General features: G+C 37.0%; 29 protein-coding genes and 2 pseudogenes. 2 read left to right on the top strand and 29 right to left on the bottom strand.

All coding sequences use genetic code 11. From position 1 onward, the window contains the following. Positions 1 to 313: 313 nt before the first annotated feature. The 9 genes and pseudogenes from ACP8HI_RS08580 to ACP8HI_RS08540 all read right to left on the bottom strand — a co-directional run bounded on the left by ACP8HI_RS08580 (position 314) and on the right by ACP8HI_RS08540 (position 7,074). The gene (locus tag ACP8HI_RS08580) at positions 314 to 1,054 is read right to left on the bottom strand and encodes a class I SAM-dependent methyltransferase (protein WP_438350680.1); all 741 of its coding nucleotides are present in this window, start codon (positions 1,052 to 1,054) and stop codon (positions 314 to 316) included. 167 nt (positions 1,055 to 1,221) lie between these two features. Then, positions 1,222 to 2,553, bottom strand: a complete 1,332-nt coding sequence (locus tag ACP8HI_RS08575; RefSeq protein WP_438350679.1) for a serine hydrolase domain-containing protein — start codon at positions 2,551 to 2,553, stop codon at positions 1,222 to 1,224. 341 nt (positions 2,554 to 2,894) lie between these two features. Continuing rightward, positions 2,895 to 3,071 (bottom strand): VOC family protein, encoded by a 177-nt coding sequence (locus tag ACP8HI_RS08570; RefSeq protein ID WP_438350678.1) that lies wholly within the window; start codon positions 3,069 to 3,071, stop codon positions 2,895 to 2,897. A 147-nt stretch (positions 3,072 to 3,218) separates the two neighbouring features. After that, positions 3,219 to 3,674: an NUDIX hydrolase gene (locus tag ACP8HI_RS08565; protein ID WP_438350677.1), complete on the bottom strand. Its 456-nt coding sequence runs from the start codon at positions 3,672 to 3,674 to the stop codon at positions 3,219 to 3,221. A 210-nt stretch (positions 3,675 to 3,884) separates the two neighbouring features. Then, entirely contained in the window at positions 3,885 to 4,235 is a 351-nt protein-coding gene (locus ACP8HI_RS08560; protein WP_438350676.1) for a hypothetical protein, read from the bottom strand. 120 nt (positions 4,236 to 4,355) lie between these two features. Continuing rightward, a complete protein-coding gene (locus ACP8HI_RS08555) occupies positions 4,356 to 4,823 on the bottom strand; it encodes a VOC family protein (protein WP_438350675.1) in 468 nt (155 codons plus the stop codon). A 243-nt stretch (positions 4,824 to 5,066) separates the two neighbouring features. Continuing rightward, positions 5,067 to 5,443 (bottom strand): annotated as a pseudogene (locus tag ACP8HI_RS08550) (GNAT family N-acetyltransferase). 95 nt (positions 5,444 to 5,538) lie between these two features. Further along, positions 5,539 to 6,135 carry an AAA family ATPase gene (locus ACP8HI_RS08545; protein WP_438350674.1) on the bottom strand — a complete coding sequence of 199 codons (597 nt, stop codon included), beginning with the start codon at positions 6,133 to 6,135 and terminating at the stop codon, positions 5,539 to 5,541. A gap of 822 nt (positions 6,136 to 6,957) precedes the next feature. Continuing rightward, positions 6,958 to 7,074: a YjcZ family sporulation protein gene (locus tag ACP8HI_RS08540; RefSeq protein ID WP_438350673.1), complete on the bottom strand. Its 117-nt coding sequence runs from the start codon at positions 7,072 to 7,074 to the stop codon at positions 6,958 to 6,960. A gap of 286 nt (positions 7,075 to 7,360) precedes the next feature. On the opposite strand from ACP8HI_RS08540, the gene ACP8HI_RS08535 reads away from it, so the two are divergent. Together ACP8HI_RS08535 and ACP8HI_RS08530 are read left to right on the top strand one after the other, a co-directional pair. Beyond that, complete coding sequence (locus ACP8HI_RS08535; RefSeq protein WP_438350672.1) at positions 7,361 to 7,600, top strand: glycine zipper domain-containing protein; 240 nt, start codon at positions 7,361 to 7,363, stop codon at positions 7,598 to 7,600. 264 nt (positions 7,601 to 7,864) lie between these two features. Further along, positions 7,865 to 8,125: pseudogene (locus ACP8HI_RS08530) on the top strand (transposase); the annotation flags it as partial. Between the two features lie 125 nt (positions 8,126 to 8,250). Here ACP8HI_RS08530 and ACP8HI_RS08525 read toward each other — a convergent pair. The 20 genes from ACP8HI_RS08525 to ACP8HI_RS08430 all read right to left on the bottom strand — a co-directional run bounded on the left by ACP8HI_RS08525 (position 8,251) and on the right by ACP8HI_RS08430 (position 24,941). Then, positions 8,251 to 8,832, bottom strand: a complete 582-nt coding sequence (locus ACP8HI_RS08525) for an NUDIX hydrolase (RefSeq protein WP_438350671.1) — start codon at positions 8,830 to 8,832, stop codon at positions 8,251 to 8,253. A gap of 276 nt (positions 8,833 to 9,108) precedes the next feature. Continuing rightward, entirely contained in the window at positions 9,109 to 9,579 is a 471-nt protein-coding gene (locus tag ACP8HI_RS08520) for a hypothetical protein (RefSeq protein WP_438350670.1), read from the bottom strand. 326 nt (positions 9,580 to 9,905) lie between these two features. Next, on the bottom strand, positions 9,906 to 10,052 hold the full coding sequence (locus ACP8HI_RS08515) for an NUDIX domain-containing protein (RefSeq protein WP_438350669.1): 147 nt from the start codon (positions 10,050 to 10,052) through the stop codon (positions 9,906 to 9,908). 834 nt (positions 10,053 to 10,886) lie between these two features. Further along, positions 10,887 to 12,680, bottom strand: a complete 1,794-nt coding sequence (locus ACP8HI_RS08510; RefSeq protein ID WP_438350668.1) for a stalk domain-containing protein — start codon at positions 12,678 to 12,680, stop codon at positions 10,887 to 10,889. A 228-nt stretch (positions 12,681 to 12,908) separates the two neighbouring features. Then, a complete protein-coding gene (locus tag ACP8HI_RS08505) occupies positions 12,909 to 13,667 on the bottom strand; it encodes an aminoglycoside N(3)-acetyltransferase (RefSeq protein WP_438350667.1) in 759 nt (252 codons plus the stop codon). Positions 13,668 to 13,861: 194 nt separating this feature from the next. Then, entirely contained in the window at positions 13,862 to 14,323 is a 462-nt protein-coding gene (locus ACP8HI_RS08500) for a GNAT family N-acetyltransferase (RefSeq protein WP_438350666.1), read from the bottom strand. A gap of 85 nt (positions 14,324 to 14,408) precedes the next feature. After that, complete coding sequence (locus ACP8HI_RS08495; RefSeq protein ID WP_438350665.1) at positions 14,409 to 15,197, bottom strand: class I SAM-dependent methyltransferase; 789 nt, start codon at positions 15,195 to 15,197, stop codon at positions 14,409 to 14,411. Positions 15,198 to 15,407: 210 nt separating this feature from the next. After that, positions 15,408 to 15,785, bottom strand: coding sequence for a hypothetical protein (locus ACP8HI_RS08490; protein WP_438350664.1), 378 nt, complete (start codon positions 15,783 to 15,785; stop codon positions 15,408 to 15,410). 409 nt (positions 15,786 to 16,194) lie between these two features. After that, positions 16,195 to 17,076: a GNAT family N-acetyltransferase gene (locus ACP8HI_RS08485; protein WP_438350663.1), complete on the bottom strand. Its 882-nt coding sequence runs from the start codon at positions 17,074 to 17,076 to the stop codon at positions 16,195 to 16,197. Positions 17,077 to 17,473: 397 nt separating this feature from the next. Then, positions 17,474 to 17,875, bottom strand: coding sequence for a hypothetical protein (locus ACP8HI_RS08480; RefSeq protein WP_438350662.1), 402 nt, complete (start codon positions 17,873 to 17,875; stop codon positions 17,474 to 17,476). Positions 17,876 to 18,127: 252 nt separating this feature from the next. After that, the gene (locus ACP8HI_RS08475; RefSeq protein ID WP_438350661.1) at positions 18,128 to 18,388 is read right to left on the bottom strand and encodes a hypothetical protein; all 261 of its coding nucleotides are present in this window, start codon (positions 18,386 to 18,388) and stop codon (positions 18,128 to 18,130) included. Between the two features lie 272 nt (positions 18,389 to 18,660). Continuing rightward, complete coding sequence (locus tag ACP8HI_RS08470) at positions 18,661 to 19,662, bottom strand: NAD-dependent epimerase/dehydratase family protein (protein WP_438350660.1); 1,002 nt, start codon at positions 19,660 to 19,662, stop codon at positions 18,661 to 18,663. A gap of 23 nt (positions 19,663 to 19,685) precedes the next feature. Then, positions 19,686 to 19,823, bottom strand: a complete 138-nt coding sequence (locus ACP8HI_RS08465; protein ID WP_438350659.1) for a hypothetical protein — start codon at positions 19,821 to 19,823, stop codon at positions 19,686 to 19,688. Between the two features lie 227 nt (positions 19,824 to 20,050). Beyond that, positions 20,051 to 20,203: a VOC family protein gene (locus ACP8HI_RS08460; RefSeq protein ID WP_438350658.1), complete on the bottom strand. Its 153-nt coding sequence runs from the start codon at positions 20,201 to 20,203 to the stop codon at positions 20,051 to 20,053. 302 nt (positions 20,204 to 20,505) lie between these two features. Further along, on the bottom strand, positions 20,506 to 20,934 hold the full coding sequence (locus ACP8HI_RS08455; RefSeq protein WP_438350657.1) for an NUDIX domain-containing protein: 429 nt from the start codon (positions 20,932 to 20,934) through the stop codon (positions 20,506 to 20,508). 319 nt (positions 20,935 to 21,253) lie between these two features. Then, positions 21,254 to 21,928, bottom strand: a complete 675-nt coding sequence (locus tag ACP8HI_RS08450) for a methyltransferase domain-containing protein (protein ID WP_438350656.1) — start codon at positions 21,926 to 21,928, stop codon at positions 21,254 to 21,256. A 396-nt stretch (positions 21,929 to 22,324) separates the two neighbouring features. Further along, positions 22,325 to 22,774: a hypothetical protein gene (locus ACP8HI_RS08445; RefSeq protein WP_438350655.1), complete on the bottom strand. Its 450-nt coding sequence runs from the start codon at positions 22,772 to 22,774 to the stop codon at positions 22,325 to 22,327. A 216-nt stretch (positions 22,775 to 22,990) separates the two neighbouring features. Further along, the gene (locus tag ACP8HI_RS08440) at positions 22,991 to 23,479 is read right to left on the bottom strand and encodes a hypothetical protein (RefSeq protein WP_438350654.1); all 489 of its coding nucleotides are present in this window, start codon (positions 23,477 to 23,479) and stop codon (positions 22,991 to 22,993) included. Between the two features lie 222 nt (positions 23,480 to 23,701). Then, positions 23,702 to 24,196, bottom strand: a complete 495-nt coding sequence (locus tag ACP8HI_RS08435; RefSeq protein ID WP_438350653.1) for a CHAP domain-containing protein — start codon at positions 24,194 to 24,196, stop codon at positions 23,702 to 23,704. A gap of 205 nt (positions 24,197 to 24,401) precedes the next feature. Next, positions 24,402 to 24,941, bottom strand: coding sequence for a histidine phosphatase family protein (locus ACP8HI_RS08430; protein WP_438350652.1), 540 nt, complete (start codon positions 24,939 to 24,941; stop codon positions 24,402 to 24,404). Positions 24,942 to 25,018 lie beyond the last annotated feature (77 nt).

The raw sequence follows: 25,018 nt of genomic DNA, 5'->3' as shown, positions 1-25,018 counted from the left end.
CTGGTAAATGAAAAAGTGTGTATCATTCAGAAACTTATGTAAAGCAGAAAATAAAAAAACTATTTTTTCAAATATTGAGTATATTTCAACGTTCTTAACATGCTCTGACAACGTTGCGTATTTCTGACGCCCAGTCGGCTTAAGGACTGTAGGTTCGGGTCGTCAGACTCAGCCGATTGAATGTATCGCCTGAATAATGTTCTTGGAAATCCTTCTAAGCGATCAAGGACGAATGCCCGCAGTAGGAATGCGTTGTTTATCGGATGTCAGTGCCTTCCATGAAAAACAAAAATGCATTTCCGATACTTGAACATTATTTATCCGCAAGTATAGTAAATTCCCAAGGAATATTTTCATTATTCCATCCACGATGTTCTTCAAATTTCTTCAATTTAAAACCTGCTGATAGGACAGAATTAATAATCTCACTCAATGTATATAATCGAATGGAGACATCAGGAAAGTCCAGCTGTTCCTGTTCATCAAAGAAACCTTTGTATGCCACGTCTCCGCTTCTTAATTCCGCATCAAAATAGTCAACTTCTCCTTGGCTAATAATACATTTTCTTAAGGGATGGAAGTCACTAAGAATCATTTCCCCTCCATCTTTCAATAATCCATATAGAATAGACATAAACTTATTAATATCATCAAAATAATGTAATATCCCTCCTTCTAAATATAGAATATCGAAATATCCTCCGTACTTCTCCAGATCAATGTTATAGATATCAGTAACGATATACTCAATTAAGGTATTCGCACTTTCAGCTAATTCTAAGGCATATTTTTTATTTTCCTCGGAAATATCAAATACGGTCACATCTGCTCCTAATAGAGCTAACGGAACCGCTTTCCTTCCATTTGATCCGCAAAGATTAGCAACTTTTTTTCCTTCAACATGCTCGAAATAATGTTGATGCTTTTTAAGATTTGCTATTGGATTTTCTAATATTTGAATTGCTTTCTCCTTAGGTGAACCATCTCTTTTATGCCAAAATTCATATGCTCGATATTCCCATGCCTTTTTATTTTTTTCACTTTGTTCATTCAATTTGATTTCCCCCTGGATGTCAGCGCCTTCTTCGAAATACTAGCGTCATCATTTACTTAACTTTCGTACTATGTTAGTTCAAATCATGGTTCATTTAAGCTAACATGTCACCGTTTGTAGAACGACCCTCACTTTTCGGATCTGAATGTTGGTTTTTTAAAGAATGACTACGCTTTTTCCTGGAGCTCCTGCAACCTGCTAGAAATTGACTCGTTGTCAGGAAATATTGCGGCTGCACAGGTCAGAATGCGGAAAGCGTCCTCTTTGTGGCCATTCCACATTAATGCTTCGGTGATGCGCATAAATTCAAAATCCACTAGATAATGCTTGTCTTGTTCCATTCTATTGATGCGATGATACTCTTCCATCGCCTTCTCCACTCCATTAGATACGGCTAAGTCTGCAACTATGTGTGCCATTGATCGCTTTATTTCGTGAATGTTCGAACCAAGCAATAGATCAAGTATTGGATAGGTTACGCTACCCAGCCAGACGTAGTCACAATTGGTCATCACAGAAATAGCGATTTTTTCATCGGGAAGTAGAATTAGATCACTTAGAAAACCGGTATCCCATCCGGAATGTGAGACGATCCTGGAACCCTTATATTCTCCCAAAAACCAGCCCAGACCGATCTGCGCATTTTCTTGTCCGTATCCAGTAGCTGCATGAGGCTTCCACATTTCATCATAGCTGCCGGACTGCAAGCAATTATATCCATCCTTTGCAATTCCCTGGGTAAGATGCATTAGCATATATTGGCACATGTCTTCAACATTGGTATATAGAGTGGAACTGGGTCCATGCGCCCTGTTGTAAGGAAAAACATCACTGATATAGCCACCATATCCATCGGAAGTCCTGAGCACATGAGGTGCGGCAAGATGAGCTTCCACCTCCTGTTTCAAAAAGGAACTGGACTGCATTCCTGCCGGTTCAAGAATATGCTTTTTCATATACTGCTCGAAGCTCATTCCGCTAACCTTTGCTATTAAGTCTCCCAAAATCTCGTATGCTATATTACTATAAGAAAAATTAATACCAGGCTCGCTCAGAAGCTTGTGACGACGGATACTTTTTACGTATCTTTCAAGACTTTGCTCGTCGTATTCGGGCCGGTCCCATGCATAATCTTCTTCATCCGGCATGCCAGAAGTATGGTTCAACAGCTGCCTTATAGTAATATGTTGATACCGCTCGTCCTCCATCTTAAAGTAAGAAATATATTTTGTGATCTGTGAATCCAGATCTACTTTTCCATGCTCAACCAATTGCATAATGGCCGTTACAACGAATGTTTTTGAGACGGAGGCTTGGTGAAACAAAGTGCTACGACCAACAGGTTCACCAGTCGATAAATTGGCTGTTCCATATTCACCAGCAAATAAAATTTGGTTGTCCTTCACTATCCCGACGGCTAATGCCGGAAACTGTCCATTTTCAACAAATTCGGTTAACATTACGTGCAACGGACTCTCAGTCTTCTGATATTTGTACATTTTGTCCTCCCTAATATCTAGCATCAGCATTCCATATGTTCACTATATCATTTCCTATATTAACATAAAGTGGATAAGTTAATTTATTGCGCTGATTTCCTATTACGTTTGGCATTCCTGACGTTCAAGCTGCTTAATTGACCAAAGGGAACGGGTCGTCAGACTTAGCCGGTTGGATATATCTGACGACCCGATCTCCGAAAACCCTCTTGGCGACCAAAGATCTTCGGCGACGATGTAGGATTGTTATGTTGGTATTCTCAGTTCATACCCGACTGGCTCGGGGATGGACTTTATGTGATGTCTGTGCCTTCTTCGGGTTTCTATTCAAACATCTCTTATTACCAATGTACTTGTAACTTATTTCCGCTAGGATCAAAGAAGTGAAAATAGTAATGACCATCATCTTCTTTTCTTATTCGCAATTTCAGTCCCAAACATGTTGTATACCAATTTACTGAATCCTCTAGATTGGTTACTGGTATTCTGAAATAGTGAATCTCACCGATAAACGTCATATACACTTTCTCCCCTCATTTTGTTTGATTTTTAGGGTTTCAAAAAATATTTGCACCGGTTACACATAACGTTTGTGTGTTCACGAACCCGAGAGGCTTAAGACAGCTTGCTGTCGGGGGGCATCTTCGATTTACTTCAAAATGTTTTCATGATCTTACTTCATTTAAAAACCTTGTTATTACAGGTAGGTCTGGAGGACTTATTTGGTTTGGTATCTTGTTCAAATCAAAAAATTGTATATCTTGTACTTCATCTCCATCGCCTTTAATTGTTCCACTGTAGTCTTTACATATATAAGCTGCAACTACGTTATATACCTCATCTCCATGTGGATACTGATAATAAAGTTCCGGTCCTGAAAATATATCAAGTAATTCTAATCCTCTAGCCTTTAATCCTACCTCTTCAAAAAGTTCCCGTCTTGCAACTTCTTTCATTTCTTCCCCAGGCTCCATTGAACCTCCCGGTAATCCCCATAAACCATTATCAGTTCTTTGTTGTAATAATAATCGACCTTCTCCATCTATAAGAATGACACATGCTCCTGCCATAATTATAGGTCGGGTACCTACTAACTCTCTTAATTGTCTTATGTAATTCAATATTTTCACGCCCCTTTTGGTCTTGACTTGTCTTAAATGGTTTTATTAATACCTCACGTTCAAGCAGCTTAAGGACCGTAGGCCCGGGTCGTCAGACGTAGCTGGTTGAATGTATCGCCTGACTAATCTCATTGAAAATTCTTCTAAGCAATCAAGGGCGAATACCCGCAGTAGGAATGCTGTGTTATCTGCTGTTCCTCACTTCTTCGGCTAAACCATCAAAATATCTTTCATTAACCAATCATTATAATTCCCATCTTTTGAAACGAACCATACGTTTCTAAAATTGCTCGGTTTGTATATCAGTTCCTTATCTCTTAATAGGTCACTCATACCAAAAATAGGGGAAGCATTTCTAATCACTAATGATGTTGGATACGTACTTTCATACTTCAATATCTTTGTTTCTTTTTGTTTTAGTAAACTATTTAATGCATTCATCAGATCACCAAATCTTTCTATTCCATGCATCTTATTATCAGATCTACCTAGTAACATTCTAGCTTCTTCAGGATCATAAAATAAGTGTGCTACTTCAAGTCCGAGTAATTCACCTTCCAAGCTTTTCAAGACGAAATCTGGACTTTCTCTTCATTAGCTTCTGGCGGACCGAGGGGCGTATGCCCCGATGCGTGAACATATTGTTATATGATGTCAGCGCCTTCTTCGAAACACCTTCAACTATATATTCTCTTCATTCTTTAGTCGCATTGCACCCAATACAAGACTATAACCATCGATATCTTGAATATGAGCATTTTTAAACTCCCACTTACCATGTGCTCCAGTAAATGGCTCAATGGCAATTATTCCACCCTTACTACGTACTTCTTCTACGTATTGATCTAAATTTTCCCATGAGATGTGGATAAATGAATCCCATCCATGGTTAGGTCCTTCCCATTCTGTCGGATAATTGGGGCGCTTTTGCGAGATTACATTGGGTCTTACATCATCTTGTGAAGTTGCTTGCTGTAAAATAAACAACATCTCGTCTCTTTCAGCATGCCCCCAGTCATCTACCTTACAACCAAGTACATCTCGATAATATTCTTGAGATTTCTTTAAATCTGAAACAAGTCTTACTTGAATTGTACGTCCCAGCTTTACTTCTGTTTTATTGTTTACAGCCTTTTGGTTAATTTCCACAATAAATTGCTCCTCTCAAAATATAAATTCATGATTTATGTAGTTTTCCTTGATGGTTTGCGCTGATTTCCTATAACGTTTGGCATTCTTGACGTTCAAACGAAGGGAACGGGTCGTCAGACTTAGCCGGTTGGATGCGTCGTCTGAATCCACTTCTCAGAAAGTTCCCCTTGGCGACCAAGGAGCGGTAGCGACGATGCTGAAAAACATTGTTATACGATGCCAAGGACTTCTTCGATTAAACTATATTGTTTCATACTCACTTCGAAGGATACTCATACAAATTATGTCCCAGTATTTCCCGTTCTTATATAGTTTTTTTCGTAGTCTTCCTTCTTCTATTCTTCTATTCTTCTATTCTTCTAATCAATCTTATGTAAATCGATTTGACCAATATATTCTTTAGTGTCTTTTTTAGCAATGATGAATCCTTTACTTGCAGAATTACCCTCTACCATCATATTCAAATACGATTCTGTTTCATAAGTTGAATGCGGGTACAGAAATAAATCTGATAAATAGTTTGTTATCTCTGGGTCATTTACCCATTCCCTCATATAAGATAAATCATTCAATTGATATTCACGTAGTACAATTCTTTCTCCAATTATATGAGGCATGTAATAATCGTCCTTTCTTGGTTTTATTAGATTTCGTCGGTTTCATATAACTCCTTCGCATCTTCGTTGAATAATCTAGTGCCTTCTCTATACTCTTAATTTATCAAGCGGATCTGTTTTATTTGTGTTTTTATCTTGTCATATTTCTTTCTAAAGGTCCCTCTGTTGTCAGGCAACAGATTAATATTCGATAAAGATGCTATTTGTATTACAACATCCTCAATAGTCAGTTTATTTGTATCAATATATTGCTCGAATATGCTATTGGAAAGCCCTTCGACGCATCTATCAATTTGTTGCTCAGCCCACGAGTTCTTTCTTTCACCTCTACTTCTTAATCTCTTTTGTAAGACTTCTTTCGTTGCACATAATACAAAATGATTTATAGAAATTCTGTCACTTCTTAATCTACCTACGATTTTTTCAAAATACTGAGGATTCACTATGGTCATGGGTACTATAATCGTTCCTTCATAATGATTGTTTATGTGCTTTAACATAGTGTAATTAATCTCACTCCACATTGGATAATCTTGAAAATCATTCTTTTTAACTTCCTTAGGAATATTCTTTCGGATAAAAAAACCAACATTTTCAGGATCATAAATAAATGAATCGGAAATTCTTCTTTGTAATTCATACGCAGTTTGGGTCTTTCCAGATCCAAACGCACCATTGACCCATATAATCACATAATTCACCTCACGTGGTTCCAAGTATTGTTCATGCAATGATTTCAGCTAACGTTTGGATCTTCGCGACGTCCATTTCCCTTAGATAGCTCTTAAGGTATTACGTATATTAATTCGTTTCAAAAACGCTAAATCCTTTATCTATGCGGTTTTCGGATTCTCAGGAGAGTTGTGAAGAGTTCTCGAGTTGTTATGTTTTGTGGGCAAGTTGTGGGCATGTACCTATTAAATAAAAAAAACACCCCGCCGACCAATTAAGGTTAGCGGGGTGTTTTACCGATGCTTTCGGATCCTCTTGTCGGTGCTTCCAACGTGTAACACCATTATAATTCATTTGGGATAAGATGTAGGAATGGTATTCACTAATTAATTTCCTTGTTTTCTGCTTTCATGTCTAATTCCAACTGTTCAACACGAGCGAGATCAGTTTTGTTCCGTTCCACAATTTTATCGACATTCTCATCAAAACAGTTAATATGTACTAAATAGTTACTTATCAGGAGGGTTTAAATCGAAGTAAACGAAGCACTACATATAGCTGCAGAACGTAATCAGAGGGTTACATTAAAGCTTCGTAGTAGCGAGAAGATAACCGGGATGGCAGAGGTATCTACAGACCCCGAACGCACGAATGTCCGAACGTCGGACGGTCCATTGTGGGTGCCATATACAGATGTTAATCATGTGTCGCGAGTGATAAATATGTTTAAAAAATAAGACCACTTTGGCGAAATGCCTTAGTGGTCTTTCGTATAGCAGGGATCTATCAAAAAATAAATAAAGTCCCTGCCAAAAGGGGTTATTACAAGAATAAATATTAGTTTATATACAGAACGCTTTGGTGATTATAACAAGCAAAATGAACAATACTAATATCGCCCCTACACCAAAACCACCAACACCACCAATTCCGCCAACTCCATCAACTCCATAACCCATAGTAATTCCTCCTTTTCAATTGGATACACCTTACTATATGTGAGAATATAATAAGAAGATTGGGTTTAATGGAGAGGAAGTGTTAGACCTTGAATCATCACAGGTTTATATACCGGTAGAGCCCCTTTTATTATTAAATGGGAGTAATTTTGAGGTTTGAAATAGATAAAGTCCCCTAATTAAACTGGATTTGTAATTAAGAATTCTTTCAGACTGGTTAGGGCAAGATATATTTTGGGACTGCGCTATTAGTAGTTGCGTTCATAAAAAAGAGGAGTGAGATTAGATGACTAAAAACAATGAAGGTAATCGAAATGATGATTCTGATCGCACCATGACCAATAATGATGACGTTGACACTGGAAACGCTGTAGGAATCGTGGGTGGTGGTGCTGTGGGTGCTGTTATGGGTTCCGCTTTGGGTCCTGTTGGAACCATTGTAGGTGGAATTGTTGGCGCAACGTTGGGCAATAAAGTGGGTAAAGCTGTTGAAGATAACGACAACGACACACACCGAACAGAATGAACAAGTGCTAGCAAAGATTCAGGTTTTATCCTTACCTAAACGTTAAAAAATGCTCTACCAGTTTATACCGGTAGAGCATTTTTTATGTTGTTGAAGGGGTGTCTTTTTAATAGAGGCTAAGCCTTAAGGGGGGTTATATTGAGGTTAGACCTTGATACAACTCTGTTAACTTATTATATAGAAAACAAATAAGACCACTTTGGCGTTATGCCTCTGTGGTCTCTATTTTTCAGTATCGTGTCCAGTCTATTGACAGAAGTCCAGCTCTTAGAGGCAGATCATGAGGAGATCATTTCGTTACTTCATTCCAATCGTAAAGGTCGGGCTTGGAATGAATCTAAACTACAACAACTGCTTACCATTGCTAACCATAGTCTTCCTGATCTCTTGGTAACCATGAAGTCGATGGCTGCCTACCACCTACTACAAACGATTCCAGGGGTGGGACCATTAACAGCTGCCATGCTGATCGCTGAAATTGGAGATATAAAAAAGTTTACGTCCGTTAAACAGCTAACAGCTTTTGCCTATAAAAATATAATTAGTGATAGAGTTGACTTTGATTAGCTGGTTTATACGAAGGAACCGACTTCGTCGAATTACTTAATCAAACCTTTGATGTTATTAAATAATAATTCGTAATATTTATTTTAATTTGGTGTTAAATCATGTCCTTGTATCTTTCTTCTTTCATGTATCTGTTGATCTAATTCATCTATTACAACTCCATCAACCCAGAAGAAATCAACATCTCCAGATAATAACCTTTTGAAATCTTTAATATTCGCGAAGAATAGTCCGGATATCTCATCTTTCTGAAAGTTATACTCTTCTAATGGTTTATTATTCTCATGTATAAATACATGATTAAACTCTCTATCAATTAATTCATTCGATATTACATTCTCCTGCGCTACCATCCCGCAATAGAATAATTCACTAAGTGATGCTGAAATCCCTAGTTCTTCTTCCAACTCACGAACTCCATCTTCTATAGTTTCACCAGATTGAAGATGCCCAGCACATGATATATCCAGTAACCCAGGAAATGTATCTTTGTCTTTATGTCGCAACTGTAGGAGCACACTCCCTCCTTCACTGACTGAATTATTGATAACCCAGCAATGAAACGTTTGATGCCATAGTCCTCTGGAATGTACATTCTCTCTTGTTTCTACTCCTATCTTAATCATCTCATAATCGAAGATATCGAATTGTTCAATCTGTGACATTAATTTTTCCTCCATTAGAAGTAGCATTTGATGTTTAATATCACTGTCGGTTCTTTCGTATAACGTTTCAGCATTACCGACGTCCAATCGGCTTAAGGACCGTAGGTCCGGGTGGCTCTGCAACTTAGCTGGTTGGATGTGTCACTTGAATCACCTTCTAAGAATCTTCTTCCTGGTGACCAAGGGAGCGTAGCGACTGCTGTGGTAATGCAATGTTATATGATGCCATCGTCTTCTTCGTTGAGCCTACAATATTGTTTTGATTTCTTATATCATTTAAATATTGTCATTATTAATTTGATGGTATGTGATTAGGCTAATCGGAATATGTCCAATTGCTAATATCAAACTACTAAGAAATAATAAAGATGAATGCAAAACTATCGAAGCACTAATAAAATATAGGATTGGTGTAATAGCTAAGGGTACCGGAATTCCAATCATTGGTGAGAAAAGTAATTTATATTCCCTATCCCTTCTAAAATATCGTATCCATCCAATATAATATAGCAGTAGAAAAATGAACATTCCAAGTAATGATAGAACTTCATATTGTTTATCATTGTGTATTGATGAAAAAATGGGTAGAACGAATACCCCAAGCCTCCCAATTCCTTCAGCTATTTTTAAAATCAGACTTTCTTTAACCTCAATATTAGCAGGCGAATTTCTAGGTGGTATTCCGAAGAAAAATAGATTAGGTAATAACACAGCAATCGGAATGATAATACTAATAAAATGAAACAATTCAATCACTCCTTACTTAGAATTTACAGTTTGAATAATAATTCTTTGCTTTCTTGCTTTGTACTGTATTTACAATGGTGTCATATAACGTTGTCGTATTCGCGACGCCCAATCCCCTTAGATAGCTCTTATCTTAGGGGATTGGATGTATCTTCCTTCTTCGACTGTACAACAGTTCTTTTCTTTTTAAATTTAAGGTCTTCTATAATTTCCTTATGTGTTGGCAATATATCAATCGGTACTAATTCTATATCAAAAAATCTAGTTTCTATTGACTCTTCACTCTCTGTTATAGTTCCGTAAAAATCATTACAACTAAACATAATTTATACTAATACAACTTCATCCCCATTAGAATAGGCCACCTCATACCCCGGGCCCGAGTATACTGAAAATAGCTCCACTGAATTCAATTTTAAGCCTGTTTCCTCAAACACTTCTCTCTTAGCTGTTTCTTCAACTGTTTCACCCATTTCCATATATCCTCCTGGGAAACCCCAAAGACCATTATCTGACCGCCTCTGAAACTACCATTATGACCTTAGTTTTACCAACAAATGATCTTAAATATTGGATATATTCTTTATCCATTAATAATCTCCTCAAGTTTCATTCTTTTTAGAGTTTTGTGTTTAACATGGTTTTACAATAAAGTAGATATTTCAGGTAACGTTTGGCATGCCTGACGTTCAAGCAGCTTAAATGACCATCGTCAGACTTAGCTGGTTGAATGTATCGCCTGAATCCACTTTTTAGAAATACTTTTTAGAGATCCAGGGCGAGTACCCGCAGTAGGAATGTAGTGTTACCTGATGTATCTGACTCTTCTGAATTCACTTTCAAATTCCTTGTGTCATTTAATTTTATTTAATGTCTTTCATGTCTTTCATGTTCTTAACGTATTTAATCTCACTTAGTTTTGTTTTAATTTTCATTATGTATTTCTATCTCTTCTTCGAAATGCCAGTATGATGTTTTATAAACTAGTTTTCTTTAGATCTTTCGCTTCTATTCTTTTACCTTTTGTTCATTATTCCTTCAATCATCATAAGACAATCAAAGTCAATAGACTCTGTTGTAGATGTCATCCTTGCAGGGAAGTTATCCTTTTCAAAGAATATTATCCGCTACGAGACGATTGATGAAATTCACCATTATGTCGAGCATATCTTACTGTCGATCACCCATGAAATCGGGCAAAGAAATGAGCATTTCCCAGTAAAAAGAAGCCTCTCTGACATTTGACTGTCACTGAGGCTTTAAGGCTTTAAGTCTTTAAGTCTTTAAGTCTTTTCTGGCGTACGTACTTATTTCAAATTATAGATGCCGCTCTCGTACGTCAACGTGTACGCTACGCCATCCTCTTTCACGATCATAGCCCGAATATTTCCTGTTACAAGGCGTGTAGAGCTACCATCCGGATTTATGCGATACAAACCCGGTTCGTAGCCATCAAGCGTGTAATACGTCCCTGAACTTCCAACGTAGTAAGTGCTAACAGAATGTTTAGAACGTTTTGTATTCCGACCGGATGCAATCTGGTACTCATATAACACACCCGCTTCATATGCATTGGATTTTACATTCACCGTATAGTAGAAACTGCCCTGATGCAGACGCACGTTCAATACTTTTTGGTCTACGACCGTCTTCACATCACCTTGAACGGGGTCCAACATTTTTAATGCACCTGAAGCAGCATCGATATAATAGATTTTATCTTCGATCAACCAGAACTGCTTCGTCGCATCCGTCAGCTTCGTCTGGCTTTGATCTTTCAGATTTATTTTATACACCGCAGCCATGTCCTTCGGATCACTATCCTGGTATCCGATCGTATACAGATAATCATCCTTCATATAGAACGACGACTGGCTATAGTTATAACTTGTGCTTTCTTCCGTGATCTCACGATAGACGCCATACGTGTAATCGGGTTGACCGATCGCCGTGGCTTGACCTGTCTTGATGTCGATCATCTCAATATTGCGGGTACTTCCTGACATAAAGTTAAAATCCTCTACGTATAAAGATGTCTCATATTTCTCAAACGTAATGAAATTTTTCCCGTTTGCTAACTCTCTTAACACACCATTCTCTACGGTATAGATCGTCTCGCCGCCCATGGTCAAATCCCCTGTATGCAAAATGACGTACCATTGCTTATCGATGTAACGAACATCGCCGAGCCATCCTTCTCGACTATCCCAAGGCCCGATGGGGGCTATTTTGCTAATGAGGTTCTTTGCCAAATCATAGGCATATAACGTGCCTTCACCTTTCTCTAACGATATAAAAATAAGCTGATCGTCAACCACTTTCGCATACGATAAGATCGGCTTGCCTGGCAATGAAATCTGCGTCTCCTTGCTTTCCCCTTCCATGCGTAGGAATAGTGTATACGTCGTGTCCATTTCACCATACGCTGTGCGCACGAAGTACAATTTGATCCCCGATTTAGCCAATAAATCGATCGACTTATTCGGATAAGAAATCGGCTTGCGCGGGTCTTCCAATTCAGCTAGAATACGCCCTTTTATCGCGGTTGTCTGCGGATGTTGCAGATTAATCGCTTCCTGACTGATCACGATTAGTCCATCCAACCAATCAATATGTGCATCGAGTGCCTCGGCTGCGCTTCGGAGTGGCAATACGATCTGTCCATTCACCCGTTGCGGTGCAACGTCCATTACTTTAGGTTTATTGTTCACCAACATCGTTTTATTGTTTACAGTAAATTGAATTATTTTATGTAACTTATCATTTTTGAGTAATACTTCATTCGGTTTTTGAGCATTCCAAATGGCTTCCCATTGGGTGCCATCACCTTCGACCTCTGAAGCCAAATAACTCATCAAACGAATCGGTACCATGATACGAGAATTGCGTTTTACGATATGTTGATCTTCATACACATCTCTTTTGACCCCTTTAATAAACGCTTTCCCTTGATAGGGATAAGGAACGATAACCGCTTCATCGAACGCTTCAACCAATGACTTTTTAATTACAGTATCTCCAGCGAATGCTAATGTCCCATTAAAATGAAAGGCTAGCACGACCGCCACAATAAACAGCACAATTCTATTTTTCTTACGCATCCTAAATACATCCTCTCCCACTGAGTAGTGATTAATTACTTTAAGTTCGATTTAGCTTAACTCGTAGATGTTACATTATTAACATCAATTTTCGGGTTTTCACTCTACAGTTATAGACGTTCTAATTCCATAATAGTTTCTTACAAACCAAGGCCGAAAGATCGCAGCGTAGATACGTTGTTATCAGTAAGACTTGCCTTCTATGAAATTGCTCTCAATGTTTTCAAACTATCTTCTGTTCTCATTCATCCACTCTAAGGCGAAATCAACCATTTCTTTCTGTGGTATTAAATACCTGACCGCTTCCCCTATCAAGCCCTCTTTTACCAGAGTAGTCTTGGATTTGAACTCATCAAAAATCATGTTAAAATCGTCAGATTCATTATTGATATCATCATAAGTAGTCCATTGCTCTTTTCCATCTACACTCATTTTCACTTCCCAAACTTTAGGCTTAATATAAGAGTTTTTCTGGCTATACTCAGCCAAATGTAATGAAGTATTACTTTTCGTAGAAGCTCCAAGCAATAGAATATATCCTTCTAAATCATAGATTTTCCCCAAAGGAGAATCCTCGCCTAACGCATATTCTAGTCTATGATTCTCCGTTATACTCTTAGCATCTTTCCCCCACGCAGCAAATGACATATGAGGATGTGAACTTCTTAACACTCCATTTTGTTTTCGAAATGTTTCAGGAATGAATCCCATATACGAAGTTGGTGTTATGTCAGGGTAATATATTGGCATATTTTCTTTTATTATTTTTATTTCCTCTAAGGTTAAGTCATCTTTCTTTTCCGTCGGAGCACACAAATGTTCAGATTGAGTCGGCATAATGATATTTCCATTCATCCCGACCGCCTCTTCCAATGCTAATATAACAGTAACAGGCCCCCCTACAACTTTTCCTAAAGATTTCAGAGAGGAGTGAACGATCAAAGTCATTCCCTCTTTTACGCCAAGTAGTTTTAAATCATCAATCATTGTCTTTCTGATGACGTTGCGCATTCCTGACGTCCAAGCGGCTTAAGGTAACGAAGTTGCCGAGTCGTCAGACTTAGCCGGTTGGAAGTGTCGCCTGATTTACTTCTCCGAATATCCTCTTGGTGACCGATGAGCGTTAGCGACGACGCAGGAATTAATGTTAGCTGATGCCACTAGCACAAGATCTTTATAGTTTATTTTAACTTTAGTTTATATATAATCTCTCCATCTTGGTTCTCTTTATCTTGATTAACAAATCCTAATTTCTCGTAAAGCTTTCTAGCATGATCGTTACTTTTTTCGATTGTTAGAGAGATTACTTCGCATTGTCTGTGTATGTCCTGAATGAATTCTAATATTCTTTTAAGAGATTGTGTTCCTAATCTCATCCCTTGATATTCCTTGTCTATTTGAAAGCCACCGACCCAATAATTTTCTGTACTATTAGGTGTATAGGAAAGATAGAAAAATCCAAATGTTTTATCACCCTGGCACAATATATATGGATCGAAAGCCTCATCCCACGGTTTAATGTAAGCATATGCAAGAGATTCGATGACAGTTGGTACAAGATTCACTTGATTCTCCAGTAAAGATATCGAGAGCGCTTCTTCCCAATTATTTTTATCGATTGGTTCTATGCGGATTAGATTCATTTTTAATATTCCTTTCGTTTTTCCATCACTATTTCGTTAATTTCAGCTGACCGATGCGTGAATGCGGTGTTTATCTGTTGGACTCTCACTTCTTCGAATTCACCCCAACCAATAAATAACTTAACGGTAAATGAATTTCTTCTGACTCTAAATGACCCGAAACGCATGAGATATCTTTTGATAACTCTTCAAACCATTCAATATTAATTCCTTGTTTAATAAGCCCTTGAATTATATTCGACATAGTATGTGGAAACCAATATTTTGTTTTTGATTTATAGTCTACTTCGCCTACATAATCCAAGCTAGTATTATCAATGACTGGTGTATCTTTAAAATATGAATATTTTATTTCTTTAACATTCTCATCGAAGATATCTATTATCGGATGCATTTCGTATATGAACACTATTCCGTTCTCTCTCAAAAGATTATAGACCTTTTGGAAAAACAACTCTAAATCTGGCATCCATCCTAAAGTACCCACTGATATGTATACAATATCAAACTGCCTTTCAAAATGGCTGGGTATTTCATATATATCTGTTCTTACAAATGTTACTGGAATATTAACATTTTCGGATAACTGATTAGCCTCTTCGATAGCCTCATCTGAAATATCAAATCCAACACAATATTCTGCTCCAAGTTTTTTCAGTGATATTGTTTCAACACCATTGTTGCAACATATCTGAGCAACATTTTTTCCTAAAATTCCATACTCCTTCAATTTATTAATTGCGATATCATCTATTCCGTAATATTTGGGGTTTTTAAAATTGCTAATAATTGAATTACCTCTTGCTTGTTGATGTAAAGGTGTCACTTCATTCCAAGCTTCTCTGTTTGATTCTGTATAATATTTAATATCCATTATAGTCACTCCCAAATATGTTTTTAGAAAGCCATTCAGATAACGTTTGGCATTCCTGACGTTCAAGCGGCTTAATTCACCAAGGGGAACGGGTCGTCAGACTTAGCCGGTTGGATGTGTCACCTGAATATACTTCCTGGAAATTCTTCTTAGCAATCAAGGGCGAATGCCCGCAGTAGGAATGTGGTGTTATATGATGTCCTTGACTCCTTAGAATTGCCACCATAGTTCGCCCTTTCCTTTATCTCTCTTACCATTAAATAATATGTTTCCATTCTTTTCAGATTTAATATCAAATGTTATGTCATAAATTTTTCTGAATTTTTCTTTATTCTTAATTTGGCTCTCAAATGAATCAATAAATTCTCCAACTATTTTTTTAGCCTCTTCATTATTCATAGTATCTTTGGTCATTATTCTGAATTTTATATATTCATTTGATTGTGAACTACTAACAGCTGTAACTCCTTTTTTAACCATTAATTTCTCAGCATATAACTCAGCTTTTGTAACTTCATCATAATCTATATCGTTATAACTACAAGAAGTTAAAACCACGGTGAGTATACAAATCAACAAAATCCTCATTATTAACACCCTCATTTATTTGTAATATCTGACAAGGATTTCATATAACGTTTGGCATTCCTGACGTTCAAGCGGCTTAATTCACCAAGGGGAACGGATCGTCAGACTTAGCCGGTTGGATGTGCCGCCTGAATCCGCTTCTTCGATATCCCTCTGGCGATCAAGTAGCGTCAGCGGCGACGCAGCAATGTACTGTTATGAGATGTAGACACCTTCCCTGAGTCATCAACCAATTTACCCTATTCAATATTAAATTATCGTTACACATATGCGTAAGAATTGACGATGCTTCCTCGGATGTCTTTGGCAACTCACCATATAATAAAACAGTGTCCTATAAATGACACAAATATATTTAAGCAGTACTAAATATACAAAGTATGAACAACCTTAATCCATGATTGAAATATCAGATGTTATGCCAATAGAAAGTATAATGTGAATGCTGTTGAAAGCCTAATGACTTATAAAAAGAATTGTCAGAAATAACATATGCTTTTTCAGCACCTAAGGAACGGCCTCTTTTCAAGGCTTCTAAAACCACTGCTTTTCCAAGTCCCTTATGCCGATACTCCGGAATCGTACATACAGGTTCAACATAAACATAATCAGTTTTCTGACTATACCATAAGCCGCAGTATGCAACATATTCCCCATCTGCATTTTCAGCAACAATATGTAGGAATGAATTCAAATTTCTTGCTGACAACATTTTTTTTTGCTTACGAATAGTGATTTCATCAACAGGCACTGGACCTTCGTGGTCAAATGCTTTCCATAGTAATTTCTGATGCTTATATAAATCATTTTTTATATCAATATTTTTTACTATTATGCCTTCAGGAGTTATAGAATCAAGGCTAACATTCTCTAGTGTAAGTTCAAGTATATTTTCAGTCAGATCATTCTCCATAAATTTCTTACTTCGCAATAACTCTAGAGTGTGAGTATCCTTGTCATTCACTGCAATCCCAAGGCCATTTTCATTACTGAAAGTCGTAGTGGCATATTCTAATATATCTTTTTCTAATTCTCCAAACCCTTGTTTAGTTGCAAAAAATGCTTCGCCGAAATAGTGGTCATAAGTTGCTATACCTACTAACTCGTCATTACAATACCATAAGCCAATCTTATCCATTAAGTCTCTATTAAATTGAGGATGAAAAAACATCCACTCCCACCTTGCCCAATTCCAATTTATATGTATACGATCATCATTTGATAATTCAATCAAAAATTCACAAACTTTATCATAATAAGAATTATCGAAATTTCTAAAAATAATTTTCATTTCAATCCCCCATAAAATACAAATAATTTTTTACGGCACAATAAAATAATGATGCGCCTCAAAAGCCTTAAATAAATTATACTCCTCTTTCTAATATTTAGGTGGTAAAGATCAATTATGAAGGGCTTTTCTCCGTTAGCTAGAGTAGATACTATTTTGATAAAGTCTTTTATGTCTTGCGGTTATTTCTTATAACGTTGCGCATTCTTGACGTTCAAGCGGCTTAAGTGACCGAAGGGCACGGGTCGTTAGGCTTAGCCAGTTAGATGTGTCGCCTGATTCCGCTTCTCCGAAATTCCTCTTGGTGACCTAGAGCGTATGCGACGACGTAGGAATATTATGTTATAAGATGTCCCTGCCTTCAAAGATCAGATCACAAATTCGTGAATCACTTTGTTTATTCATTCAATGTTTCAATTACATTTATTTCATATTTCTTTGCTAATACCCATCCGCTTAATCCATACGAAGAAGAAATTACACAGTACTTATATTGTTCTATCATCAACTTTTCTTCTAATTCATTGATTGTTTTATATTCCATAGGCCAACAATAGTTCTTTTGTTTTTCAAGGATTTCTTTATTTTCTTCTATAAAATGATGGATTTCATAGTTATCTATATCGAAAATAATACTACCTGGTAATTGGGTTTCAAATAAATGAGCAAGAACATCATAAAAGATAATATTTGTATTTTCAATTTTGTTGGAATTTTGATACTCGGTATGTATTACTATTTTGTTTTGCTTTAAATTAATCTCATATGAGAGTATTTCATTATCATGAACTATTGACATTTTCCGGATCAGTCCTTTCTTAAATTTTATCGCGGGGATTTCTTATAACGTTTGGCATTCCTGACGTTCAATCGGCTTAAGGACCGTAGGTCCGGGTCGTCAGACTTAGCCGGTTGAATGTGTCGCCTGAATAAGCTTCTTCGATATTCCTCTTGGCGACCCAAGGAGTGCAGCGACGAAGCAGAAATGTATTGCTAGACGTAGTTCATGACATCATAGGCTACTTACTATGTTGTTGTAGTTATATTATAATTAAATAATCCTTTTACTTATCTTACGGTATATATAAACGATAGGGAACCAAAACATTACTCCATGACCCGCCCCGATAATTGCCATAATTAACGGCACAAATAATATTGATATTAATCCAGCTTTGTATCCCTGAATTTCTTTATCTCCTATATTAAATGTAAAATCACTTGAACTTAATGAGTATAAATACATTCCTAATCCTAGAATTAATCCTAGAATTCCATAAACTATTATCGATTTCTTGACTATGGATCTCATTTTTTCCCCTTCCTTGTTCAGGTTGAAAATAGGTATTATATATAATTTTAGTAAGAACTTGCATTTTCTTATTTATATTTTTATGATTGATGGATATCGTCTGACGTTCAATCGGCTTAAGGACCATAGGTCCGGGTCGTCAGACTTAGCTGGTTGAATGTGTCACCTGAATTAACTTCTACGTATCTTCCTCCTAGTAACCAAGGGCACGTAGCGACCGCTGTGATAATGCAATGTTATCGGATGTCGGATGTCGGGGTCTTCCTTGAAATTCACAGAGAGTTTTTCAAAAACTCATCTTCGATTTCATAATCAAATTTAGGAAAATCTTTAGGATGTAGTTCTTCAGGTGGGTTATTAAGTTCCCATGTAATTGTTCTTTCTAATCCCTCCTCTAATGTAATATGCTCATTGAAATCTAATTCTTGTCTGATCTTTGATGTATCCAACGCCCAGTCTTGATGAAGATTTAATGTTTCATAAATAAGTTCTCTGGGAAGCCGTTCTCTGGGGATTGACAATATCTTTCCGTGCCAATTCATTATTCTTGTTATATTGTTTAGCCATTCATACTCTGTTTGTGTATTTTCTTCACCGATATTATAGATACCATACTTAGCTCTTTTATCACTTGCAGCTACAGTTATAGCATGTGCGATATTCTCAACATACCCATGTGAAGCTCTCCAGTTTGCGAAGAGTTCATCTAGAATGATTGCATTACGATTATCAGATACACGTTTTACATATTTATAAAGTCTATGAGATGGATCTCCAGGACCATAGACCATAGGTAATCTTAAAATGGTACCTGCTAAACGAGGACTATTCATAATGATTTCCTCTACTAGTATCTTCTCATAGTCACCTCCGTACGGATGTAACTTCGATCGTAAAAGTGAATTCTCCTTAAGAGGAGTGGGTGTAAATCCTTCTTCTAATCCAATTAAGATGCCATAGGCATAATATACATCCATACTACTAAGGACGATAATACGTTCTGCAATCCCTTCAAATGTACTCATTGCCATTTCAGCATCTTGTTTTGTGTAAGCTCCCATATGTATAACAACTTCCGGTGCAAATTCAATGAATTCTTGTCTATAACTATTAAGGAATTGTCTGTCACCTGTAATAAAGGTTACTGTATCCTGTGAAATAAGCCTATTGTTAGTACCTCTATTAAAAATAGCTACTTCATGACCTAATTCAATAAGTTCCTCTACAACATATGGTCCAATAAATCCAGTTCCTCCGATTATCAAAATCTTCATTGAATTCACCGCCTTTATGGTTTTTAATGATCTGCCCCGATTTCTGATAACGTTCGCACATTTCTGTCGTTCAAGCGGCTGATTCCACTTCTTGTCATCCCTCTTGGCGACCAAGGAGCGTAAGCGACGATGCTGAAATGTAATGTTATCTGATGGATCAATCTCCTTGAATAACTTACAATTTTTTTTAGTCCAATTGTATTACACTGATAGCGTTTCCATTAATATCAATGAAGTCGAATCTTATTGGTTCACTCGTCTTTATTGCTGATACTTTTACTTTTTTCTCTTTAAGTTTGATTCTAATTTCTTCAACGTCTCTAACAACAAAATTAAATGGGGTATAGCCTTTCTGTGGTTCATAATTTTTTACTTCTACTATATGAAATCAACAATTTGGTGCTATGGCTAGACCTGCCATCCTCTTATTTTTCCAACGAAGCGGAAACCCAAAAATATCAGTGTACCATTTCAATGACTCCTCAAGGTTTTTCACTGGCAAAAAAACAGCATCGATTCTTTCAATAAACTTTTCACTCATTAGTTATTCTCCTCATCCAAGGTTATAAGATTAATAAATCATTTATGGTCTAATCCTTTGCTGATCTTTCAGATAACGTTCGCGCATTACCGAAGTCCAAACGGCTTAAGGACCGTAGGTCCGGGTGGCTCAGCCACTTAGCTGGTTGGATGTGTCACCTGAATGAAACTTCCTCTTGGTGACCAAGGGAGCGTAGGACCGCTGTGGTAATGTTATGTTATCCGATGCTGCTTTCTTCTCCGAGTTACTTACTATCTTTATTTTTTCTTGCATCTTGAAAATGCATCTTAGAATTTATCTTATTAATTTCTATCTTTAAATATCATCTTGATCATTGGTGTAACTTCTATTTCCTCTAGTTCCTTTAATTCTATCCACCTTGCACCTAATGAATCTTCCTGATCTCCATCTGTTTTCAATTCATAATTATGATTAATTATTTCTACATCGTAGATTATTCCTATATGATGCAACTCTTCTAATTGATTTTCCTGATACGGATAGATCATTTTATAAGATTCCGCCGTTCTTATTCTTCCCTTGATCTCACCTATTCCCGTTTCTTCTTTCATTTCCCTTCTCAAAGTCTCATATGGCTCTTCTCCGAATTCTATTGTTCCACCAGGCAAATCCCACTTTCCTGTATGTGGACCTCTAGCTTTCTTAATTAAGAGTATTTTATTGTCATGTATTAGTACTCCGTAAACTCCTAGATGGGTATACTTCTCCATGAAAATCCCCCAATCTGTATCTATATTGATCTTTTAAAAGCTCTTTCAGATAACGTTGCGCATACCTGACGTTCAAGCGGCTTAAGTGACCAATGGGAACGGGTCGTTAGACTTAGCCGATTGAATGTGTCGTCTGAACCTGCTTCCTTGAAATCCCTCTTGGCGGCCAAGGAGCGAACGCGACGATGTAGGAATGCATTGTTATATGATGTCAGCATCTTCTTTGAAATATCCCTCAAATCTAGTTCTCTTTAACTATCGTGTTCCGTTAGTTCATAGGCTGCTAACATTATGCTAGCAGCCTACTAGGGATATCTTATTATTTCCTACCTACAACCAATCCTAAAGACAACCAACGTCCTTCATCTTGTAGTATAAAGTCCTTTTCTCCATCATAATAGCGAAAGTTATCAATCATCCACTGGTAACTATCCTCAAAATAATAGTTTTCTTCTATTGTCAGTCCATATTGTTCAAACAAGTTGGAGTTCCATTTAACACTCCGAAGCCACTTCTTGTAACTTTCAAAAATTTCATACTGTTCCAATTCAATTGGTATAGGATTCTGAGTACACATAGGTTCCCCTATACCTATATAACCTTCTTTTCGTGTGACTCGAATAATCTCTTTCAATGCCAATTCTCTTTCTTCAATCATAAAAAAGGAACCTATTGAGAGAACAGCATCAAATGATTCGTCTGCAAATGGCATGCATTTCGCATTAATATTAAGTGGAAGAACCTGATTTTCTACACCTTGTTCTGATGAATATTCTTGTATATCTTTTAAGCTTTCCCAAGGTTCTAGAGTGATTACCGACACTCCCCAAAATTTAGCCAATGTCGCTGCTACTTGACCAGTTCCAGCCCCGACCTCCAATACACGCATTCCAGCAGTTATATTTAATGCATTTACTAAAGGTAATGCCATTTCATAAGAACCTGCACCTAATGGTTTTGGGTTTTCAATTTCTAAAAACGGATTATTTTTCAATATGATACCCCTCTCACTATTGAGGGGGAAGCACGCAGTTTATAGGGCTATTAATGCGTTATCCCCTTTAAAAACATGCCCAATAAAAATGTTATATGTACTTTTCATTGTCATCGCCACCTTTTCCATAATTTTATAATACTATAACATTGAAAGTCCCTCATACGAAAGGTGTATAAATTATATAATAATTCTTGATCTCCATTAATTCCGTTGCTGAAGAACATCTACGTAGATAGAAGTTTCTATAACGTTTGCGCATCTGCGACGCGACCCGGCCTTAGATAGCTCTTATCTTAGGCCGGGTCGTGTGTTGTCTGACTTACCTCTATGTTAAACACCTGACGAATGCCCCGCAGCGCAGATGCTTTGTTATGTGAAGTGCCACTGAGTTGCTTACGAATAGATTGTTTCTCCTGTTGGGAGCACCCTTATGTATTCTTCATTCATATCCATTTCTGGTGTTAAAATAACTACCTTTTTTGTGAACTTTGAGACCTCCTTCATGAACTCAATTACTTTATGTACTTCTTCAAGACTTACAATTGCCTTTGGCGTTATATCAAATTCGATATAGTCAGTTTCAAGGAAGTAACCAAATATTGATACACCATTATATATAATCTGAATGGACATTGAGTAGTCTTTTTTAAGGTTTTTAATGCTATCAATACTTAGTCTTTCATTTACTTCCTCCCCATCTTTAATAAGAATAAACTCAAATTTAGGACTCGAGTCGAAAAAATTAAACAGCAGATCCCAATCAAATAAATGGGATTGAAGTATATAAATATCTCGAAAGCTTCCATCTTGATAAAAGTATTTGGATATTATTTCGTCGTTCATATTCGCATCCTTTCTCCTCGCATTTCACATAACGTATGCGTATTCCTGAATCCGAAAGGCTTAAAGGAGCGAGAGCGACTGGGTGGCTTTGCCACTTAGCCTTGCAGGGTTGTCTGCCCTGTTTCACTTCTTCGATATGCCTCGGGCAGACCAAGGTGCGACGCGACGCAGCAGGAAAACAGTGTTATATGATATGGGGGGCTTCATGAAATACCTTCAGGAATTGTTTACTCTGTCTTGTCCGAAATAGAAGCCTTTAAGTTGTTCATCAAAAAAAATTTTTAAGTTTTCTTGGTAAATCGAATACTTCACTTGCGTACTCTTTATATCGGTTCTTGTAATGAATATACTTTCAAGGTCGTATTGAATTCGGATTTCTTTTTTTGACTTTAATCGAAATACTATTCCTGCACTAATATTAGATGGTATATGATTCAACTCTTTAATTGATGAAGTAGGTACAGCATTGATCCAATCAGCAATATTCCTTATTTGTTCTTCTGTCAATTCAACTTCAATAAACTTAATATTCGGGATCGTTTCATGTGAATAGACTACCTTCGACATTTGTGTACTGGAAATTTTCTCTGTAGATATCTTTTTGTTCAGGTTTGAGTTGTTCGTCAGTCCACTTCCGTTATATTGAAAAATAAAAAATACTACTCCAACTAATAAGATGACGATTATCATTGTTCTCTTGCTCATTAATTTGTTATTAATATCTCTTCCCCCATTTCACATAACGTTTGGCATTCCTGACGTTCAAGCGGCTTAAGGACCGTAGGTCCGGGTCGTCAGACTTATCCGGTTGAATGTGTCGCCTGATTCCGCTTCTCCGAAATTCCTCTTGGTGACCTAGAGCGTATGCGACGACGTAGGAATGTTATGTGATGTTATCGCCTTCTATGAATACTCTTTCAAAATCTATTAATACGTATCGTCAATTCTTATATATCCATTTATTTGTTCTCTAGTCCTTTGAAATATTCCTGATTTATTATAATAATTCCCTTCTGCTGTTATTATTTTATCCTGTTCTATTCTTACTACCACTCCGATATGATCGTTTAGTCCATTTCCTAAAATGTTATCAAATATTATAAGATCCCCTTGATCTGGAATGAACGACTGATCACTTATATGATGATAAAAACTATATAATTGTCCCCATTCTAACCAAGCTTCTACCCATGCAAAATTACGTGAAACCGGCTCTGGATATCGTACTGGTAACTTCACGCCTGCCTCAGTACAACAATGATATACAAATGCAGCACACCAATCGAAACCAATATTCGGGTTATCTCTTGGAAAACATCTAAGAATTGGTTCTAAATCTGGACCGTATTTATCTTTATTTCCTATCAATGGTCTTGAAGCTAATTCTTCTGCTATTTTAGCTATAATTTGTCTTCTACTCACCGTTTATTCCTCCTTGGTTTTAACATTAGCGATAATTTCACATAACGTTTGGGTATTCGCGACGTCCAACCCCCTTAGATAGCTCTTATCTTAGGGGATTGGATGTGTCTGCCTGAATCTTCTCCTCGAAAATCTTTCTGGCAGATCAAGGGCCGATTGGCCCGCAGTGCGAATATTGTGTTAGGTGATGTTTCCTCTTCCTGAGTTACCTCCAAATCCGCTCTATAGATGATTTATTATCTTGTATTTCTAATTTATATATATCTGGGTTAGATAGGGTCTTCCAATCTTCAAACCCGAATTCCTTATTATAATGTCTAATTATTAAAGACATCAATGCTCCATGAGTCACTATCAAAATTGTCCCTTCAGGTCTTGCAATCATATCTTGGATCACTTTCATTCCTCTTTTTACCGCTTCATTTGAAGACTCTCCGCCTTCAAACTTCAAATCGTAATCTGAATAAGTTCTTTCAAGAAGTTCCATCCAATTCTCTAATAGTGTTGTGCTCAGAATTCGTTCTTGTAATCGATATTCAATATATATATTTTGTTTTATTAACACACTTAATGGTTTTATAGTGTTAATTGTTCTAATGAATGGACTTGAAATGATATATTCTATATTCTCATTCTGAAAAAAGTCAGCCAAATCCTCAGCTTGTTGATTTCCTTCTTCTGTTAGAACTGCTTGAGGGTCTTGACCAACGGCCTTACAATGTCTCACAAGATATATTCGCTTCATGAATCCTCCTCGATAAATAATCTTTCAGGAAATTTCACCTAACGATGCGGTTAGGTGGTGCAGGTGTGTCCGCTGAA

The organism is Paenibacillus sp. FA6 (assembly GCF_051550225.1).
Classification (GTDB): domain Bacteria; phylum Bacillota; class Bacilli; order Paenibacillales; family Paenibacillaceae; genus Paenibacillus_AQ.
Note: the sequence above shows the minus strand (reverse complement) of the source record. Positions and strands in the feature narration are given on the sequence as shown.

What these genes read in the sequence shown, in the direction of transcription:
- ACP8HI_RS08575 (WP_438350679.1), bottom strand. Translation starts at nt 2,553, where the DNA reads ATGTACAAATATCAGAAGACTGAGAGTCCGTTGCACGTAATGTTAACC.
- ACP8HI_RS08570 (WP_438350678.1), bottom strand. Translation starts at nt 3,071, where the DNA reads ATGACGTTTATCGGTGAGATTCACTATTTCAGAATACCAGTAACCAAT.
- ACP8HI_RS08540 (WP_438350673.1), bottom strand. Translation starts at nt 7,074, where the DNA reads ATGGGTTATGGAGTTGATGGAGTTGGCGGAATTGGTGGTGTTGGTGGT.
- ACP8HI_RS08535 (WP_438350672.1), top strand. Translation starts at nt 7,361, where the DNA reads ATGACTAAAAACAATGAAGGTAATCGAAATGATGATTCTGATCGCACC.
- ACP8HI_RS08525 (WP_438350671.1), bottom strand. Translation starts at nt 8,832, where the DNA reads ATGTCACAGATTGAACAATTCGATATCTTCGATTATGAGATGATTAAG.
- ACP8HI_RS08515 (WP_438350669.1), bottom strand. Translation starts at nt 10,052, where the DNA reads ATGGGTGAAACAGTTGAAGAAACAGCTAAGAGAGAAGTGTTTGAGGAA.
- ACP8HI_RS08510 (WP_438350668.1), bottom strand. Translation starts at nt 12,680, where the DNA reads ATGCGTAAGAAAAATAGAATTGTGCTGTTTATTGTGGCGGTCGTGCTA.
- ACP8HI_RS08505 (WP_438350667.1), bottom strand. Translation starts at nt 13,667, where the DNA reads ATGATTGATGATTTAAAACTACTTGGCGTAAAAGAGGGAATGACTTTG.
- ACP8HI_RS08500 (WP_438350666.1), bottom strand. Translation starts at nt 14,323, where the DNA reads ATGAATCTAATCCGCATAGAACCAATCGATAAAAATAATTGGGAAGAA.
- ACP8HI_RS08495 (WP_438350665.1), bottom strand. Translation starts at nt 15,197, where the DNA reads ATGGATATTAAATATTATACAGAATCAAACAGAGAAGCTTGGAATGAA.
- ACP8HI_RS08490 (WP_438350664.1), bottom strand. Translation starts at nt 15,785, where the DNA reads ATGAGGATTTTGTTGATTTGTATACTCACCGTGGTTTTAACTTCTTGT.
- ACP8HI_RS08485 (WP_438350663.1), bottom strand. Translation starts at nt 17,076, where the DNA reads ATGAAAATTATTTTTAGAAATTTCGATAATTCTTATTATGATAAAGTT.
- ACP8HI_RS08480 (WP_438350662.1), bottom strand. Translation starts at nt 17,875, where the DNA reads ATGTCAATAGTTCATGATAATGAAATACTCTCATATGAGATTAATTTA.
- ACP8HI_RS08475 (WP_438350661.1), bottom strand. Translation starts at nt 18,388, where the DNA reads ATGAGATCCATAGTCAAGAAATCGATAATAGTTTATGGAATTCTAGGA.
- ACP8HI_RS08470 (WP_438350660.1), bottom strand. Translation starts at nt 19,662, where the DNA reads ATGAAGATTTTGATAATCGGAGGAACTGGATTTATTGGACCATATGTT.
- ACP8HI_RS08460 (WP_438350658.1), bottom strand. Translation starts at nt 20,203, where the DNA reads ATGAGTGAAAAGTTTATTGAAAGAATCGATGCTGTTTTTTTGCCAGTG.
- ACP8HI_RS08455 (WP_438350657.1), bottom strand. Translation starts at nt 20,934, where the DNA reads ATGGAGAAGTATACCCATCTAGGAGTTTACGGAGTACTAATACATGAC.
- ACP8HI_RS08445 (WP_438350655.1), bottom strand. Translation starts at nt 22,774, where the DNA reads ATGAACGACGAAATAATATCCAAATACTTTTATCAAGATGGAAGCTTT.
- ACP8HI_RS08440 (WP_438350654.1), bottom strand. Translation starts at nt 23,479, where the DNA reads ATGAGCAAGAGAACAATGATAATCGTCATCTTATTAGTTGGAGTAGTA.
- ACP8HI_RS08430 (WP_438350652.1), bottom strand. Translation starts at nt 24,941, where the DNA reads ATGAAGCGAATATATCTTGTGAGACATTGTAAGGCCGTTGGTCAAGAC.